Source organism: bacterium (assembly GCA_035307765.1).
Classification (GTDB): Bacteria; Sysuimicrobiota; Sysuimicrobiia; order Sysuimicrobiales; family Segetimicrobiaceae; genus Segetimicrobium.
The window spans coordinates 21,929-37,110 of record DATGHU010000008.1 but is presented as its reverse complement, the minus strand read 5'-3'; the positions used below and the strand labels follow the sequence as shown (position 1 = coordinate 37,110).

The 15,182-nt window shown below is 65.8% G+C and carries 20 protein-coding genes and 1 tRNA gene; 1 reads left to right on the top strand and 20 read right to left on the bottom strand.

Translation table 11 applies throughout. The features are described 5' to 3' along the window. Positions 1 to 372: integrase (locus VKV57_03295; protein ID HLW58932.1), on the top strand; the 372-nt coding region annotated here is incomplete at its 5' end. Positions 373 to 654: 282 nt separating this feature from the next. Here VKV57_03295 and VKV57_03290 read toward each other — a convergent pair. From VKV57_03290 to VKV57_03195, 20 genes are all read right to left on the bottom strand, one after another. Next, positions 655 to 837, bottom strand: coding sequence for a hypothetical protein (locus VKV57_03290; GenBank protein ID HLW58931.1), 183 nt, complete (start codon positions 835 to 837; stop codon positions 655 to 657). Between the two features lie 67 nt (positions 838 to 904). Beyond that, on the bottom strand, positions 905 to 1,333 hold the full coding sequence (locus VKV57_03285; GenBank protein ID HLW58930.1) for a hypothetical protein: 429 nt from the start codon (positions 1,331 to 1,333) through the stop codon (positions 905 to 907). Between the two features lie 49 nt (positions 1,334 to 1,382). Then, the gene (locus VKV57_03280; GenBank protein ID HLW58929.1) at positions 1,383 to 1,676 is read right to left on the bottom strand and encodes a helix-turn-helix transcriptional regulator; all 294 of its coding nucleotides are present in this window, start codon (positions 1,674 to 1,676) and stop codon (positions 1,383 to 1,385) included. Between the two features lie 89 nt (positions 1,677 to 1,765). After that, positions 1,766 to 2,146 carry a type II toxin-antitoxin system RelE/ParE family toxin gene (locus tag VKV57_03275; GenBank protein ID HLW58928.1) on the bottom strand — a complete coding sequence of 127 codons (381 nt, stop codon included), beginning with the start codon at positions 2,144 to 2,146 and terminating at the stop codon, positions 1,766 to 1,768. An 89-nt stretch (positions 2,147 to 2,235) separates the two neighbouring features. After that, positions 2,236 to 2,853, bottom strand: coding sequence for a hypothetical protein (locus VKV57_03270; GenBank protein HLW58927.1), 618 nt, complete (start codon positions 2,851 to 2,853; stop codon positions 2,236 to 2,238). A gap of 387 nt (positions 2,854 to 3,240) precedes the next feature. After that, positions 3,241 to 4,488: an FAD-dependent monooxygenase gene (locus VKV57_03265; protein ID HLW58926.1), complete on the bottom strand. Its 1,248-nt coding sequence runs from the start codon at positions 4,486 to 4,488 to the stop codon at positions 3,241 to 3,243. A gap of 113 nt (positions 4,489 to 4,601) precedes the next feature. Beyond that, positions 4,602 to 4,940 carry a cupin domain-containing protein gene (locus VKV57_03260; GenBank protein HLW58925.1) on the bottom strand — a complete coding sequence of 113 codons (339 nt, stop codon included), beginning with the start codon at positions 4,938 to 4,940 and terminating at the stop codon, positions 4,602 to 4,604. Positions 4,941 to 5,049: 109 nt separating this feature from the next. Further along, a tRNA-Pro gene (locus tag VKV57_03255) sits at positions 5,050 to 5,126 on the bottom strand. 13 nt (positions 5,127 to 5,139) lie between these two features. Then, complete coding sequence (locus VKV57_03250) at positions 5,140 to 6,201, bottom strand: ketopantoate reductase family protein (protein ID HLW58924.1); 1,062 nt, start codon at positions 6,199 to 6,201, stop codon at positions 5,140 to 5,142. A gap of 1 nt (position 6,202) precedes the next feature. Further along, positions 6,203 to 6,802 (bottom strand): glycerol-3-phosphate 1-O-acyltransferase PlsY, encoded by a 600-nt coding sequence (gene plsY / locus VKV57_03245; protein HLW58923.1) that lies wholly within the window; start codon positions 6,800 to 6,802, stop codon positions 6,203 to 6,205. 15 nt (positions 6,803 to 6,817) lie between these two features. Then, positions 6,818 to 8,155, bottom strand: coding sequence for a ribosome biogenesis GTPase Der (gene der / locus VKV57_03240; GenBank protein HLW58922.1), 1,338 nt, complete (start codon positions 8,153 to 8,155; stop codon positions 6,818 to 6,820). Positions 8,156 to 8,193: 38 nt separating this feature from the next. Beyond that, on the bottom strand, positions 8,194 to 9,036 hold the full coding sequence (ispH, locus tag VKV57_03235) for a 4-hydroxy-3-methylbut-2-enyl diphosphate reductase (protein ID HLW58921.1): 843 nt from the start codon (positions 9,034 to 9,036) through the stop codon (positions 8,194 to 8,196). An 83-nt stretch (positions 9,037 to 9,119) separates the two neighbouring features. Further along, positions 9,120 to 9,755 (bottom strand): lysophospholipid acyltransferase family protein, encoded by a 636-nt coding sequence (locus VKV57_03230; GenBank protein HLW58920.1) that lies wholly within the window; start codon positions 9,753 to 9,755, stop codon positions 9,120 to 9,122. Then, on the bottom strand, positions 9,736 to 10,434 hold the full coding sequence (cmk, locus tag VKV57_03225) for a (d)CMP kinase (protein HLW58919.1): 699 nt from the start codon (positions 10,432 to 10,434) through the stop codon (positions 9,736 to 9,738). Before cmk ends, VKV57_03230 begins: the two co-directional genes overlap by 20 nt. A 34-nt stretch (positions 10,435 to 10,468) precedes the next feature. Next, a complete protein-coding gene (locus VKV57_03220; GenBank protein ID HLW58918.1) occupies positions 10,469 to 11,038 on the bottom strand; it encodes a class I SAM-dependent methyltransferase in 570 nt (189 codons plus the stop codon). Positions 11,039 to 11,146: 108 nt separating this feature from the next. After that, positions 11,147 to 11,548: a PspC domain-containing protein gene (locus VKV57_03215; protein HLW58917.1), complete on the bottom strand. Its 402-nt coding sequence runs from the start codon at positions 11,546 to 11,548 to the stop codon at positions 11,147 to 11,149. Continuing rightward, on the bottom strand, positions 11,548 to 12,444 hold the full coding sequence (locus VKV57_03210) for a CoA ester lyase (protein ID HLW58916.1): 897 nt from the start codon (positions 12,442 to 12,444) through the stop codon (positions 11,548 to 11,550). Before VKV57_03210 ends, VKV57_03215 begins: the two co-directional genes overlap by 1 nt. Before the next feature lie 18 nt (positions 12,445 to 12,462). After that, the gene (locus VKV57_03205) at positions 12,463 to 13,683 is read right to left on the bottom strand and encodes a D-alanyl-D-alanine carboxypeptidase family protein (protein ID HLW58915.1); all 1,221 of its coding nucleotides are present in this window, start codon (positions 13,681 to 13,683) and stop codon (positions 12,463 to 12,465) included. Then, positions 13,646 to 14,362, bottom strand: coding sequence for an SMC-Scp complex subunit ScpB (scpB, locus tag VKV57_03200; protein ID HLW58914.1), 717 nt, complete (start codon positions 14,360 to 14,362; stop codon positions 13,646 to 13,648). Before scpB ends, VKV57_03205 begins: the two co-directional genes overlap by 38 nt. Then, the gene (locus VKV57_03195; GenBank protein HLW58913.1) at positions 14,359 to 15,078 is read right to left on the bottom strand and encodes a segregation/condensation protein A; all 720 of its coding nucleotides are present in this window, start codon (positions 15,076 to 15,078) and stop codon (positions 14,359 to 14,361) included. The genes scpB and VKV57_03195 overlap by 4 nt, the downstream gene beginning before the upstream one ends. Positions 15,079 to 15,182: the final 104 nt, after the last annotated feature.

The following is a 15,182-nucleotide window of genomic DNA, read 5'->3' as shown; positions in this document are numbered from 1 at the left end:
CAGCAGCAGGCCCGCGTTGACAAATTTCTCGACATCTTCAACACCGAACGCCCGCACGAAGCGCTGAACATGAAATGTCCGGCCGAAGTCTACCATCCGTCTCCACGTCCCTACACGGGCTTACCAGATATCGACTATCCGCTCCACGACAAAACCATCGTGGGCACGCAGTGCGGGCGCATCTGTCTGCGCACGGCCAAAATCAATCTCAGCCAGGTCTTTGCGGGACAAGCCGTCGGCATTAAAGAAGTGCACGACGGCATCTGGCTGGTCAGCTTTATGGATTATGACTTGGGCTACCTTGATCTGGAGACGCGCGTGCTTGAACCGCTCGACAATCCGGTTGGGCCGAAAGTGTTACCCATGTCCTAGGTACAAAGTGTTCCCTATGTCTCCGGGCTGGACCCATGTTGCTTTGGTCGGTCCTGCCGGATTTGAACCGGCGACCACCTGAACCCCATCTATGCTTCGGGCTTCTTAGCGAACACCGCGAAGACGCGGCAATCATGCGGAAAGCCGTGCAGCACCTGCGTTTTGCGGCCCTCCCCTATCTTGGGTTTCGTGGGGTCTGTTCGGGTCTGGTGGGCCGATTTTGGTCCTGTTTTGGCACGAGGAAGGCACAAGCTCGACTATCGAACACCGGGGGGCTACTAATCAGTCGTGCGTGACGATTTGGATGTACACGTTGCCTTTCTCGTCCATGCAGAGCTGGTCCCCGCGGAGTGGGACCAGGCATTCACCGAGAAACGCGCCCTTGCCGTAGTCGATAAGGAATTCTGCAGGTAGCAGGACGACTGATGTTTGCCCCGTCGAAGATTGGCTGCTAATGTTTTTCACCTCTCATCCCGCTTCTTCCGGGTCCATCTTCCGTCGCCGCCGTGCACGAGGAAGACACAAGAGATTCTCACCAAGGCTCCTTGGGATCGAACTTGGGCCCACCTTCATACTGGCGCCGTTGCGGGTTGTCTTCGCCCGGAATTCCGGACGGTGTTCCCGGGCCCTTTCTGCCGACGGTCCATGCAACTGACGCCGCGAGAGGATCAAGTGGCAGATTGTGCTTGTGACCTCCGTCATCGTGCCATGTGGCGTCGACCAATGCGCCCTCCTGGTCACGAATCACCTTCGCCGATTTGATCTGAAGAATCAACTGCCGTGCTGCTGTCTCTGGCGAATCAGCCTCGATATCAGCTGTTGCCACGATGAAGCCGAGATCATCGCCTTTGCGTTCCACATGAATCTTGTGCTCAGTAAGGAGTTCGTCCCGTTGTCTCTCGCCCTTGGCCCAGTCGGCCGGGTCGGGCGCGAACGCGGTGATCTGGATGTAATACTTCAACGGCGACCTCCCCGTATCGTAATACTCCGAATGGGACCATGCCGCCCGGCTAACCCTGCGCAACCATTCCCTTCTGCCGCCGGGATGCGAACCGCAGGACGATCGGCTCGACCTTCTTCGACCGACGGCCCTGAGGCCTCAGCTCAAGGCCGGTGCCGAGCGCCGCCCAGGTCAGCCGCGCGATCGTATCCAGCGACGGCAGGATCTCCCCACGCTTGATCCTCGTGAGGTTCGGCTCCGGCACCCGCGCCAGCGCCGCGATGCTTCGCTGTGTTTTCCCCGAAGCCTCTACCAACTGTTCGACGAAGCGGCCCGTCTCGACCTCGGCTCGGTATTGCGCCACGCGCTCGGCCGCCCCAGGACGAGTTAGTACCTTCTCCTCCCACCCCGTGGTGCTCACAGCAGATCGTCGCCTGCGTCCCATGATGGCCGCTACCTCCCTTTCGGTCTGTCTGTCCTGTCCGATCGCTCGAACTCCGCCAGCCGGACCTCGGCGGTTCTCAGTTTCCCCTGCGGCGTCTCCCGGGTCGCCTTCCGAAACCCATGCAAGACCAGGATACGCTGCCCGCTCATGGCCGCATACAGAAGCCGGTACGCTCCGCTGCGCGCCTGGAAGCGCAACTCCCAAACCTTCCCGCGCAGGTGCTTCGCGTGGGGCATCCCCAGCCGCCCACCTTGCCCCCGAAGGACCTGCAGCAACGCGATGGCCCGCTCCTGGACCTCCTCGTCCTGCCCGTCCAGCCATTCCTCGGCCGGTGCGCGCCCGGAGGGGGCGACGTAGAAGACGGTGGACCAGGTTAGGCGTGATTCCACGGTCTAGACCATATTAGCATATATGCTAATTCTGTGCAAGGCGGAGTAAGGGGCAGGATCCGAGAGGTGAAGGGTCGGTTTGGGGGGCTCTACGCACTCCCTCGAGGACCCACTGGACGAGGGCCCTCCCCGGGATGGCGCGATCTCCAGACCCGTTCTTTGGCATCGGCGCGATTCCAGGCGAGCCGGTGCGCAACGCTGCAGAATCGCCGCGGGCGCCCCTCGAGCGTCAACACAAACCGGCCGCACGGATGCATCGGTGATCGGCCGGGGCAGTGCCCTAGTCGGTTCGTGAGTCCCCGCTCGTCGTCCAGGATCATCGCCACTGCATACGCATAGGCAGCCTGCACGCCGCTGCTGGGCCACACCTCAAGCCGAAGCCGTCTCCCGTCGAAGATCGGATGCACGTTCACGGCCCGAAGGCGGACGTTGACCTCGTCCCGAATCCGGTCGCGCGCAGCGACACCGCGCTCGGCAATCTCCGTAAGCCAGCGCCGTAGCTCGGCCTGGTCGTTATCACGAAAGGCAGCGATCGCGGCCTCAGCCGAGATGGGGGAGAGGCTGAGGGCTTTGAACGTAGGGCCCGTCTGCTGGGGTCCTAACTGAAAGAACATCGCCTCGACCTGCTCTGGTGACGTGATACGCTGCAGATTCGCGAAGTGGATGGCCGCCCGAATGAGTCGGGATTCGTCCCGCGTTACTTGCATCTCGCCTCCATGCGACCCTTAAATGTTACTTGGCTGTCTTCCATTGCGAGTAACACAAGTTAACCATGGGCGCAGGTTCAGGAACAAGAAAGGGGGTCGGCCGGCATGACCTTGCTTGAGTTCCTGCGGCGGTCCCGGAAAACGCCGCGAACGGCCCTGGCGCACGATCTGCGCTGTGATTCGTCATATCTCGGGCATCTGGAGTCCGGTAGATGGCGACCCAATCCTGAGTCGCCGGTTGTGCAACGACTGGAACGATATTTCAAGCGGCCGATCGGTGAGTTGTTAGCCGAGGTCGACCTCGAAGACCTACAGCCAGCCGGGCGCTCCGTTCAAGGCAAATCTAAGGCAAGAGTCCCGCCAGTACCAAGAGTTTTGATACCCGCGTCATCCCAAAGACCTCGGCGTAGAGGTGCGCTGATTTGTTCCTGTCGCAGGCGCGGGCGGGTCGTCGAGGTCGATTTGGCTGCTGTCGCCCACCCTATACAGCCCGAAGGGCAGCGGTTCGCCGACCCGCCAGGTTCCTTCGATCTGCAGGCGCCTTCCGGCCTCGCGTGATCGCGCTAGGACCTGCCGGCCAAGCGTAAGTTGACCGGGTTCCCACCCCTCAAGCGCCGCCACGACGTCGTCGAACTTGATCACGGCCTGCGCGAGTTGCCAGGCGTCCTCGGCTGCCTTTGCGGTACCGGCGGCCGCGTGCGGCCGAAGCGTGAACGCGGCGTCGCCGATAAGACAGATTCGGCCAAACGCCATCCGGGGCACCTCAACATCTACGATCACCTGGAGGAACGGCCTCGCGGTCCTGGCGACCATTTCAGCGAGCGCAGATGGAAGTAGGTCGCGTGCGGCCTCTCGGAGATCCCGAAGGTAGGTGTCGCGCAACTGCCCGGGAGGCATGGAAACGGCGTGGCGGAAACCATCAGGATCGGTCATGAGATCATCGAGATCGGGACCCTGCGTGACGTTTCGATACCAAATCCAGTTGATCGGTCGAGCGGACGTCGGCATGTCGTCGATGCGGGGAATAGGGTAGGCGAGAATGTGACTGTTCGGCAGTAGGAAATAGGTGACGGCATCCTGCAAGCTCGCCCAGGTGTTGTGTGCGAGTTCCTCTGCCTCCACGGTGCCTCGCCACGCGACGTAACCAGCATACTGCGGCGTGGTACTGGGGAGCAGGATCTGTCGGGCAGTCGACATGATGCCATCGGCGCAGACCAGCAGATCGCATCGAATGCACTGGTCGCCCCCAAGGCGAACATTGACCCCACCAGCATCGTCCTCGAATCCGAGGATTTCGTCGCCGAGGTGGTAACGTTCGCGGTCGAAACTGCGGAGCAACGCTTGGTAGAGGGCCGTCCATGACGTGAATCGGTAGCGGGCGGGCACCTCGTGGGCGACTGTCCCCGCGCGTGCGAGGTAGCGAGCATATTGGACGGGGGCGCTGATTCGGCGGACGTCTAGGACTCGATGTCGCGTGAAATACCGGAGTACTGCCGGATGGAGAACAATGCCCGCGCCGCGCCCTTCGAGTGGAGAACGCGAGCGCTCGTAAACCTCGACATCGCACCCCGCGTCTCGCAGCCAGACGGCGGCATTCAACCCGCCCAGCGAGCCACCCATCACGGCGACGCGCATGATGCTCCTGGCCGCGAAGACCGTCGTGAAGGCTTCGCGAGATTCGCCGAGCACAAAGCTCGCAGAGTTGCACTAGCCGGGTTGTGCGAAATGGCCCGCAGGCCCAGCCGTTCTTAGGACTTTTTGGTGGGCACGCAACAGATAAACTTCATCGGCACGGACCCCGTATTCCGAATCGCGTGGGGTTCTTCGGGTTGGACCCAAAGCACGTTCCCGGGCGTCAGCAGCTGTTCGCCTTGCGGAGAGACCGCGACCCCCTCTCCTTCCAGGAAGTACATCTCCTGCTCGTACCAATGGTGGTGATACGGCGTGCTGGCCCCCGGCGCCACCTCAAAGACGCGCATAGCGAAGTTCTCAGCGCCTCGGGTCTTATCGATGACCCAGTGGATTCGAACTCCCGGCATCCCTTCGGGCGTTTCGGCCGGGACATCCTGCCACTTGATGCGTTCCATGTGCTGCCTCCCTCGCGATTTACGCTCATTCAGCCCTGCCTGTTAAGGCACGAGTAAGGCACAAGCGGCCGAGTCGGAAACGGTCATCGCGCGGAAACCCTTTAGAACATGGTCGGGCCGGCCGGATTTGAACCGGCGACCACCTGAACCCCATTCAGGTGCGCTACCAAGCTGCGCTACGGCCCGTCTCTCGGGGCCATTATAGCACCTGTGGCGGGGCCGCACCACGGCTCCCCCCGTTGAGCAGTGCGAGCAGCGCCTCCGGTCGGTGTCGAAACTGAGCGGGGTCCTGACGTCCACCGGCGAGACCGATGAGGACTTCGGTCAACACAGCGTTGACCGGCGTCGGTACCCCCAGCCGGCCTCCCTCCTGCACCACGGCGCCGTTGAGCACCTCCACTTCGCTCTGGGGCCGACCCCGATGAAGATCATGCCACAGCGAAGGCCTTTCCTCGCCCCGACCCCTGCGAATGTATCGGCGGAGGACGGGCCGGATCATCCAGGGAGGCGCGGCGACCGCGGCCTGCCATAGGGGGACCGGATACCCAGGCAACGTCACCGGGCGAAGCCCGAGCACACGCATCACACGGCCGGCTTCGCGAAACGCGTCCCGCTCAACACGAAAGAGCTTAGGGTGGTCGACCACCTCAACCGGAGGCAGATCCAAAATCGCCGCGGTGGCGTTGGTGAACATATTCAGGAGGAGCTTGCTCCACTTCATCGCCCGAAAGTCCCGGTGATATTGGGCCGACAGGCCCGCCCCTTTGAAGAGCGCGACCAGGTCCGCCGAATCCTGCCGGGGGTCCACGGGCGCCACGGCAATACCCCCCGCCTCGCTATTCTGTCGGACCACTCCCGGCCGCGGACATCGTGCGCTGATCGTGATACTCCCCGCGACCGTCCGATGAGCGCCGGCCGCCGTCGCGATCAACTCTTCATTGCCGATGCCGTTTTGCAGCGAAAGGATCCGCACGCCCGCGTGGAGCACCGGGCGGAGGATCTCCAGGGCGGCGCGGGTATCATAGGCTTTCACGGTCAGCAGGACGAGGTCGGGTGGGGCAGCGAGATCGTCGAGCGTCGTGATAGAGTCGATCTCTTTGCAGACCAGCCGTTCGTGCGGCGCCTCAAGGATCAGGCCGTGGGTGCGGATCGCCGCGACGTGCGCACGCCGGCCAAAAACGGTGACATCGATGCCACAGAGCGACAACCGGGCCCCCACCAGGGATCCGATCGCCCCGGCTCCGAAGCACAACACTCGCATCTTATTTTTTGAGGGACTCTCGATCGGTAATGTGCAACTCGGTTCCCGCCACCAAACGCTGGATGTTGGCCCGGTGGCGATAGATCGCGAAGAGCGAGGCGATGACCCCAAAGTACACGTACTCGACCGGCTGCCGCGCCCGCCAAAGGGTGATGGGGACGGAGACCACGCCCAGCAGCGAGCCGAGCGAGGCATACCGGGTGACCGCGACCGCGACCACCCAGACCGCCGCGGCGACCCCGGCGGCGGGCCACGAGAGCCCAAGGAGAACGCCGAACGAGGTCGCAATCCCCTTTCCCCCTTGAAATCCCAGGAACACCGACCAGTTGTGTCCGGCGATCGCCGCGAGACCGCAGGCAACGACGGTCCACGCCGATACGCCGAGCCGCGCGGTCAGGAGGACGGGGATCATGCCTTTGAGGATATCGACGGCGAGCACGACCGCGGCGGTGGCGACGCCGGCCACGCGGAGCACGTTGACCGTCCCGATGTTGCCGCTGCCGTGGCGGCGGATATCCTCACCGGTCAGGAGACGGACCACGATCAGTCCGGTCGGGATGGAACCGATGAGATAACTGGCAACGACGACCGCGAGCAGCATCCGCCCCTCCTCGGGTCACCGCGTGGTTCGTGCGGGGGCCGGGGGTCTCCTCCTGCGGAGGACCCACCGCACGGGCGTTCCGGCGAGATCAAACGTGGCCCGCATCCGGCCCTCCAGGTAGCGGCGATATCCGTCGGTGAGCAAGTTCGGGTCGTCGACGAAGAGGACAAATGCCGGCGGTTTGGTGGTGGGTTGCGTCGCGTAGTAGATGTGCAGGTGCCGCCCGGTCGCATTCGCGGGCGGATTGTTCGCGCGGACCGCCTCGTCGATCAGCCGGTTGAGGGGCCCGGTCGCGATCCGCGTGGCCCGGGCATCCGCGGCGCGGAACACCGCCGCCATCAGGTGGGAGATCCCCTCGCCCCGAACGGCAACCGTCAGGCACACCAGCACTTCCCCGAGGAATCGGAGTTCCTGCTGGGCGACGCGATGAATGTGCTCGGGAGTATACCCGCTGAGGAGGTCCCATTTGTTGACAGCGATCACGCTCGCGCGCCCCGCCTCGTACACGGTCCGGGCGATCCGCTGATCTTGGTCCGTGATCCCCTGAACGGCATCCACGACCAGAACGGCCACGTCCGCGCGGGAAAGGGCGTCGTGGGTTCGTCGTGTGCTGTAGTATTCGACCCCCGCGACCACCCGGCTCCGCCGGCGCAACCCCGCCGTATCGATCACCGTCACCGGCCGGCCGTCGTACCGAAGCGAGATGTCGATGGCATCGCGTGTCGTCCCCGGTCGCGCGTCGACGATCACGCGCTCTTCGCCGAGCAGCGCGTTGACCAGCGAGGATTTGCCCACGTTCGGGCGGCCCAGGAACACGACCCCCACGGTTTCCTCGGGCGCCTCCGCGAGCACCGAGTCGGGGAGGATCCCGATCACGGCGTCCAACAACTCGCCGATGCCCAGCCCGTGTGTGGCGGACACCATGATCGGCTCCCCCAACCCCAGGGCGTGGAATTCGTACGCGTTCGCCGCGAGGGCCGGGGTGTCCACTTTGTTGGCGATCACCATGACCGGACGGCGTCCCCGCCGGAGCGCGTCTGCGATCTCCTCATCCTGCGGGGTCAGCCCCGTGACCGCGTCGACGACGAACAGCACGGCGTGGGCGGAGGCGATCGCGCGCTCGGCCTGCCGCCGCACCTGCACCACGAGGGGTTCAGGGTCTCCCGGCACCAGGCCTCCCGTGTCGACCAGGAGAAACTCGCGGCCCCGCCACCGGCACGGTGCTTCAAGGCGATCCCGGGTGATCCCCGGGACGTCGGACACGATCGCGTGGCGGCGGCTGAGCAGCCGGTTGAACAACGAAGACTTCCCGACGTTAGGGCGGCCGACGATGGCGACGGTGGGTAGCCCCATGGGGGTGGGAGTCGGCGCGCCGGGACGGGGCCCGACGATCAGGACCCTCCCAACTCCTGAAGCCGCAGGAGCACGCTTTCGATGATCCAATCCGGGGTGCTGGCGCCCGACACGACCCCCAGCGCGTCAACCCCCTCAAACCACTCGGGGGAGATCTCGTCGGCGGTCTCGATATGGTGGGTGGGCAGCTGCCGGGCGCGTCCCATCTCGGCCAACCGGGTCGTATTTGAACTTCCGTGCCCGCCGATGACGAGCAGCGCATCGACCTGCGGGATCATCTCATCCGCTTCTTCCTGGCGGACCGTGATCGCGGGGCAGAGCGTGTTGAGGACCTTGAGCTCGCGTACCCGAAGCGCCAGATCCCCCACGACCTGGCGGAAGTTTTCTTGGGATTGGGTGGTCTGCGAGACCACCCCGACTTTCCCGGTGAGCTTGATGCGAGCCGCCTCCTCGCGAGTGTGCACGACCGTGACCCGGTCGCCCAGCAACTCCTTGAGCGTGACCATCTCCGGGTGGCCGTGGTCGCCCACCGCGATGACCTGGTATCCTTCGGCGGCCAGTTTCTCGGTCACGGCATGCGCCCGGATCACCACGGGACACGTCGCGTCCACGACCGCCATCCCCTTCGTCCGGGCTTCTTCTAACACCGCGTGCTCGACCCCGTAAGCGGAGACGACGAACGCCATCCCGCCCAGATCCTGCGGGCGTTCGGCAACCTTGACCCCGGCCTCTTCCAGCCGGCGCACCACCTGGGGGTTGTGGATCAAAGGCCCCAGCGTCTGCACCGGCCCTCCCGCGGACCGCGCCGTCTTCTGCGCGATGTCGACGGCGCGACGCACGCCACCGCAAAAACCCATGTGTTTGGCTACAATGATTTTCACGCAGGTCCTCCGGGGTGCCGCGGGGCGCCCACTCTTCATCATGATAGGGGCAAACCCCTCCCCTGTCGAGCCCGCCCCCTTGGCTAGGACGGGTCGGCGTCCGCGAGCAGCGCGCCGATCATCCCCATGAAGTGCCGGCCCACCTCCTCAATTCGGTCCCGGTCGGCTCTCGTGCCGCCTGCGGTTTCCTCGGAACCCGCCATTCGGATGGGCGGTCCGATCCGGACCCGAATCACGCCACGTGACAACCGATGGGCACCCCGGGGGAGTACGGTGTCGGTCCCAATCACGGCAACGGGCAAGATGGTGGCGTGGGTGCGCAAGGCGAGCAACGCCGCGCCCGGCTCGGGAGGCCGCAGGTCCCGGCTGTTGGTCCCGCGGGTCCCCTCGGGGAACATCACCAACACCCCTCCCCGTTCCAAGATGGCGCGCGCCGTCCGCAACGCCTGACGGTCCGGGGCGCCGCGGCGGACAGGGAACGCCCCGCATGCGCTGACCCACCACCGCAGCAGCGGCGGACCAAACAGTTCGATCTTCGCCATGAAGCGGCAGCGGCGGCGAACCGCGGATCCGACCACCAGCGGGTCCAGGTCGCTGACGTGGTTGCTCACGATGATCACCGGACCTGAGGGGGGCTCGTGCTCACGGCCTTCCACGCGGAAACCGCACAGCATCCGGAGGACGATCCGGATCAGCGCCCTAGAGATCCCGAAGACCACGCGCGTGCTCCACCAAGGCGACGATCTGGTCGGCGACCCCCTCCACCGTCAGTCCGGAGCTGTCGATGACCACGGCTCCCGGAGCCACCCGCAGGGGAGCGACTTCGCGGGTGGTCGCCGCTCGATCGTCTTCCTCCAGAATCCGCTGCACCGCCTGCAACGACATCGGCGTCCCGCTCGCCGCCAGCTCCTGCTGGCGCCGCCTGGCGCGCACCTCGGGGGAACAGGTCAGGAACACCTTGACCGCGGCGTCCGGAAGGATAACGGTCCCGATGTCCCGGCCCTCCATCACGACGTTCCCCTGGCTCCCCATCGAGCGCTGTAACGCGCTGAGAACTTCTCGCACTCCGGGGGCACGAGCCACCTTGGCGACAATCTGATTGACCTGCACGCTCCGGAGTTCGGAGGTGACATCCTCCCCGCCGAGCAAGACGCGCGACGCACCATCGGACCCCGGGGTAACCGTGAGCGTCGTGGTGCGGGCGAGGAGAGCGAGGGCGGCGGGGTCATCGACAGGAACCCCGCGGCGGACGGCCGCGACCGCGATGGCGCGGTACATGGCGCCCGTGTCGACGTAGCGAAATGCCAGGCGACGAGCGACTTCGCGCGCGACCGTGCTCTTTCCTGAGCCCATCGGGCCGTCGATGGCGACCGCGAGCGCAGTCGGGGGGGCTTCCACGCCGCCACGGATTCGGCGCGGACGGCGACCGCTCCTATGTGTGGTCCGGGCGTTTCGCGACTAGACGCGCCGTGGCGATTTCCCGCTCCCCCTCCGTCGTCGGGCCCTCCGCGTAGTCAAGGAGTTCCCAACGGGCAAACAGGCGGCGCGCCTCCCCGGGCGGCAGCGCATACCGACTGTGGCATGGATCATCCGGGACGGCCAGGTGAGTTTCGAAATACACCGCCCCGCCGGGGCGCAGCCACCGCCAGAGCCGGGGGATGAGCCGGGGCTGGAAATAGAAGGTCTGGACGATCAGATCGTACACCCCGTCGCAGACCTCGAACCGGTCAAGGTCGGCCAGGATCAGGCCCACTCGAAGTTCCGCCGCTTGCGCTCGCCGGCGGAGGATCCGAAGTCCTTCCCCCGAGATGTCGACCGCGTCAACGGTCCACCCGCGACGGGCGAGGAACAAGGCGTGCCGCCCCAACCCGGCCGCAACGTCCAACGCGCGGCCGATGGGCCATCGGGAAATCCAGGACGCCAGGAGCGCCGCGGGCCCCGCATCATGCCGCCGGTCACCCGACGCATACCGAGCGTCCCAGATTCCCCGCTCGTCACGCACGGGCGGCGAACGCTCGAAGATGTGACGGCTTGCCGCGGTGCGGCCGTGTGGGCGGCCCGGGGTGGGTCCCGGTTCTGCGGATCCGCCCAGGGGTCCGCCCCGCTCCCCTCACCGCTGCCGGAACCCTCCCCGCTGAAACAGAAGCACGAGGCCGCCCAGGATCAAGACGACCGGGAAGATCGGGTCCTGCAGGATCGGTCGGAACAATGGGTGGGTACGAAGAAGCAGGTACCCCCCCGCGAGGACGAGCAACCAGCCCAGCATGCGCATCCGCCGGGTCTCCTCTTGCCCAGGCGCCGGGGAGGGCGGAGGCGCCTCGCTCGCGGATTCCTCGGGCACGATCAGCACGGTCGCCAGATACAGCAACACCCCCAGGCCATTCCAGGTCGCCAAGAGGACGAACGCCAACCGGATTACATTGCTGTCGACCGAAAAGTACTTCCCCAGGCCGCCGCACACCCCTAGGAGAAATGAATCGCTGCGCGACCGGAAGAGGCGCCCTCCCGGCATCATTTCTCGCCGCCCGCCGGCCTCGATCGGGCCGCGATCGCCAGCGTACGCTGCGCTCGCAGGACGACGGGGCGATCGACCATGGCGCCGTCGACCACCACGATGCCCGATCCGCGGGAGCGGGCCTCCTCAAATGCGTTCACCACCCGCTGCGCGTGGGCGATTTCCTCCGGGCCCGGCGTGAACGCTGCGTGCACGGGGGCGATCTGCGCTGGGTGGATCACCATCTTGCCGGTATAACCCAGCCGGCGCGCGGCCGCGGTGTCCGCCCGCAACCCCTCCGCGTCTCGAAAATCCGCAAAAATCCCATCCACAGCCTCGACGTGGGCGGCATGGGCAGCGACGCTCACCGCGGCTCTTGGATAGGCGATCTCTTCCCCCTGCCGTGTGCGCACGACCCCGAGATCCGCTGTGTAATCCTCAGCGCCGAATCCCACGCCGCACACCCGCGGGTGGCGGCACGCGATCGCGCTCGCATTGACCACACCTCGCGCGCTTTCGATCATTGGCAACAGCCGGGTCTCCCCGAGCGAGAGTCCGTGCGCGGTCTCGAGAATCCGCAGGTGGACGTCGACCGTCAGCACGTCTTCCCCGGTCTCACACTTCGGAAGGCACACCCCGACCACACCCGGCCGGAATCCTTCCCGGAGGTCCATCTCCAAGAGGCCGCTCGCCGCGCCGTTCACCCGGAGCCAGACAACCGGCTTGCCGGGCAGTCCGGCGTCCAATGCCGCACGGACCACGCGGCGCGCTTGATCCTTCTCCTCCGGCGCCACCCCATCTTCAAGATCCAGGATGATGGCGTCCGCGCCGTAGCGCCCCGCCTTCGCAATCATGTCGGCGCGGTTTCCCGGAACGAAGAGGAGACTACGCAGGACCCATGGGACGCCCGTCATGGGCAGGATGAACGTGCGCTACAGGCGCGAAACGGCGGACAAATCCGACACGACGCGGCCGAACCACGACATCAATCCGGGCCACCCCGTGGGGGCCGTGACATCTTCTGCCGCCACCAGTGGAGCGGAGCGCAGCAGTCTTCCCGACGCGTAGAAATCGACCTGTCCCACCCTGGCGCGGCGGCGGATCGGCAGGTTCACGCGCGGATCCAGTCTGACCTGGCGCCGGACCACATCGCCCGGAAGCAGTGCCGCGTACTCGGGTTGGGGCACCACTCCGGTCAGCAGCGCACCCCCCGCGGAAAGCTGCACAACCGCCAGGGGCTCACCGACCGACGCGACCTCCGTGGAACGATAGTGGGTGAACCCGTAGGTGAGCAGGCGTGCCGCATCGCCCCATTCGTCCCGGCTGTGAAGGAGCACGGCGATGAGCCGCCATCCGTTTCGCGTGGCCGAGGCAACCAGCGTCTGCCCGGACTGGTGGACGTAACCCGTTTTCACCCCGTCCGCGCCCGGATACCGGCTCAACAGCCGGTTGTGGTTGAACAGCCAGCGCGCACGGTAACCGGGCACCGAAAATGTCCAGCGCCGCGTATGCACGATCTCGCGGAACACGGGGTCCTGCATCGCCGCGTCGGCAATCAGCGCGAGGTCGTAGGCGGTGGTGTAGTGCTCCCGATCGAACAATCCGTGCGGGGAGGTGAAATGCGTCTGCACGGCGCCGAGTTCCTTGGCGCGATCGTTCATCAGATCCACGAAGGCCGGCACCGAGCCGGACACGCCTTCCGCCACGGCGAGCGCGACGTCGTTCCCCGATGGCAACAGGAGGGCGTAGAGCAAATCGTGCAGCGAGATCTTTGCCCCTGCGGGCAGGCCCACGACCGACCCCTCTCGGAAATGCGCCACCTCTGGGCTGATCTCGATCAGGGTGTCGAGGTGCGCATGCTCCAGCGCCACGAGCGCGGTCATGATTTTGGTCGTGCTGGCAGGGGGCCACCGCAGATGGGGGTTGCGGCTGTAGAGAACCTGACCGGACCTCGCGTCTATCAGGATTGCGGCGGTGGCGGTGATGTTTACCGGAACGACCTCACTGGCTCGACGCGGCTCAACCCCCGGCCCGCGGGACGGCACCCCCGCCCACGTCGGCGCGAACGCCACCAGGGGGATGAGAATGCCCCACCCCCACGAGCGCGCCGGGGCCTTAGGGACCCGGCGGAACCAGTGCGTCCGACAGCTCATGATTGCCGATTTTGGGGAGTGCGCCCAAGTCTTTGAGGCCGAAGTATCGAAGGAATCCGTCGGTGGTCCCGTACAGAATCGGCCGCCCCGGGCCCGGGCGCCGCCCTACCTCCCGGACCAGCCGCCGATCCTGCAGCTTGACCAGATGGTGCGTCGACTGAACGCCGCGGATGACGTCCACCTCCGCCCGCGTCACCGGCTGGCGGTAGGCGACGATCGCCAAGACATCCAGCGTGGCGCGGGTCAGCGGCTCGAGTTCGCCGAGGCGAAGCAACCGCTGGACATACCCGCCGTACTCGGGGCGGGTGCACAGCTGATACCCCTGTGCCACCTCCTGAATCTGAAGACCTCGCCCCTCGTACTCGACCTGCAGGGCCGCCAAGGTGGCCAGGAGCTCGGCTTCGCTGAGTTCCAACACCTTTCGCATCTCCTCGAGGCGAACCGGACCGCCCCGAGCCAAGAGGAGGCACTCGATGGCGTTTCGCACATCTGTAGTACCTTCCCCATTCCCCGTCGATTCAGCGCCCGGCCCGCCGAGACCAGCCGCTTGCCGGGCCCCCGACGCGACGGTCGCCCCGCCGGTCCCCGCCGATCCGTTGCCCACGACCGAGTCCCGGCCGGATTCACCGGCCTGACTTCCCGCACGCGTGCCTCCGATCCGCACGGGCCTCTCGCTCATGACGCCTCGACCAGCATCACCAGAATATTTCCAAAGACCTTGGGCTGCCGGACGCGGATGCGCCGCTGCTTGATCAGTTCCAACATCGCCAGGAAGGTCACGATGATCTCGAGCCGGCTGGCGCTGGCCAGAAACAATGCCTCAAACGTCACCCCGGCCGGTTCCTGCCGGAGGACGCCGAGCAGGGCTTCCATCTTCCCCTCGACGGTGAACTCTTCGCCCGGGATCTGCCGGGGCGCTTCGCGCGCCCGCCGCAGGACCTGCGCGAAGGCGGCGAAGAGATCCTGGAGGGTTACCCCCTCGACCAATACCTCGCCGTGCGGGTCCGGCGCATCGGCCGAGCGGACAAAAACCTGGCTCTGAATCTCTTCGAGGACCCGCAGAGCGTGTGCCGCCTCGCGGAATTTGAGATACTCGGCCATCTGAGCCCCCAGGCGATCTCGAAGGTCGGATGGGACCTCGGTTTCTTCCGCGGGGGCCTCTGCGGGTGGGGCATGCGGGACGAGGGTGCGGACTTTCAGGTCGGCGAGCACCGCGAGGTGGACCAGCACCTCCGTGGCTTCCTCGAGGTCGAGGGTCTCGCGGGCGCGCTCCACGTACCCTTCCGCGATCGTGCGGAGCGAGACGGCTTTGAAATCCACCTGACCGCGGTAGGCAAGGCTGACGAGGAGATCCAAGGGGCCGGTAAAGCCCTCACACTGAACGTGGTAGGCCACGGGCCGTCCTCCGGGCGCTGCTTCGGTTCAAGGCTGCGTCGTTTGCTGCGTTTGTGGCTCCCGTTGCTACTTGCGCGTATTCGCCGATCGCCGGGCCCGTTCCT

Coding starts and splice junctions, on each gene's coding strand:
- VKV57_03270 (HLW58927.1), bottom strand. CDS start 2,853: ATGCAAGTAACGCGGGACGAATCCCGACTCATTCGGGCGGCCATCCAC.
- VKV57_03265 (HLW58926.1), bottom strand. CDS start 4,488: ATGCGCGTCGCCGTGATGGGTGGCTCGCTGGGCGGGTTGAATGCCGCC.
- VKV57_03260 (HLW58925.1), bottom strand. CDS start 4,940: ATGGAACGCATCAAGTGGCAGGATGTCCCGGCCGAAACGCCCGAAGGG.
- VKV57_03250 (HLW58924.1), bottom strand. CDS start 6,201: ATGCGAGTGTTGTGCTTCGGAGCCGGGGCGATCGGATCCCTGGTGGGG.
- plsY (HLW58923.1), bottom strand. CDS start 6,802: ATGCTGCTCGCGGTCGTCGTTGCCAGTTATCTCATCGGTTCCATCCCG.
- der (HLW58922.1), bottom strand. CDS start 8,155: ATGGGGCTACCCACCGTCGCCATCGTCGGCCGCCCTAACGTCGGGAAG.
- VKV57_03215 (HLW58917.1), bottom strand. CDS start 11,548: ATGCCGGGAGGGCGCCTCTTCCGGTCGCGCAGCGATTCATTTCTCCTA.
- VKV57_03210 (HLW58916.1), bottom strand. CDS start 12,444: ATGACGGGCGTCCCATGGGTCCTGCGTAGTCTCCTCTTCGTTCCGGGA.
- VKV57_03205 (HLW58915.1), bottom strand. CDS start 13,683: ATGAGCTGTCGGACGCACTGGTTCCGCCGGGTCCCTAAGGCCCCGGCG.
- scpB (HLW58914.1), bottom strand. CDS start 14,362: ATGAGCGAGAGGCCCGTGCGGATCGGAGGCACGCGTGCGGGAAGTCAG.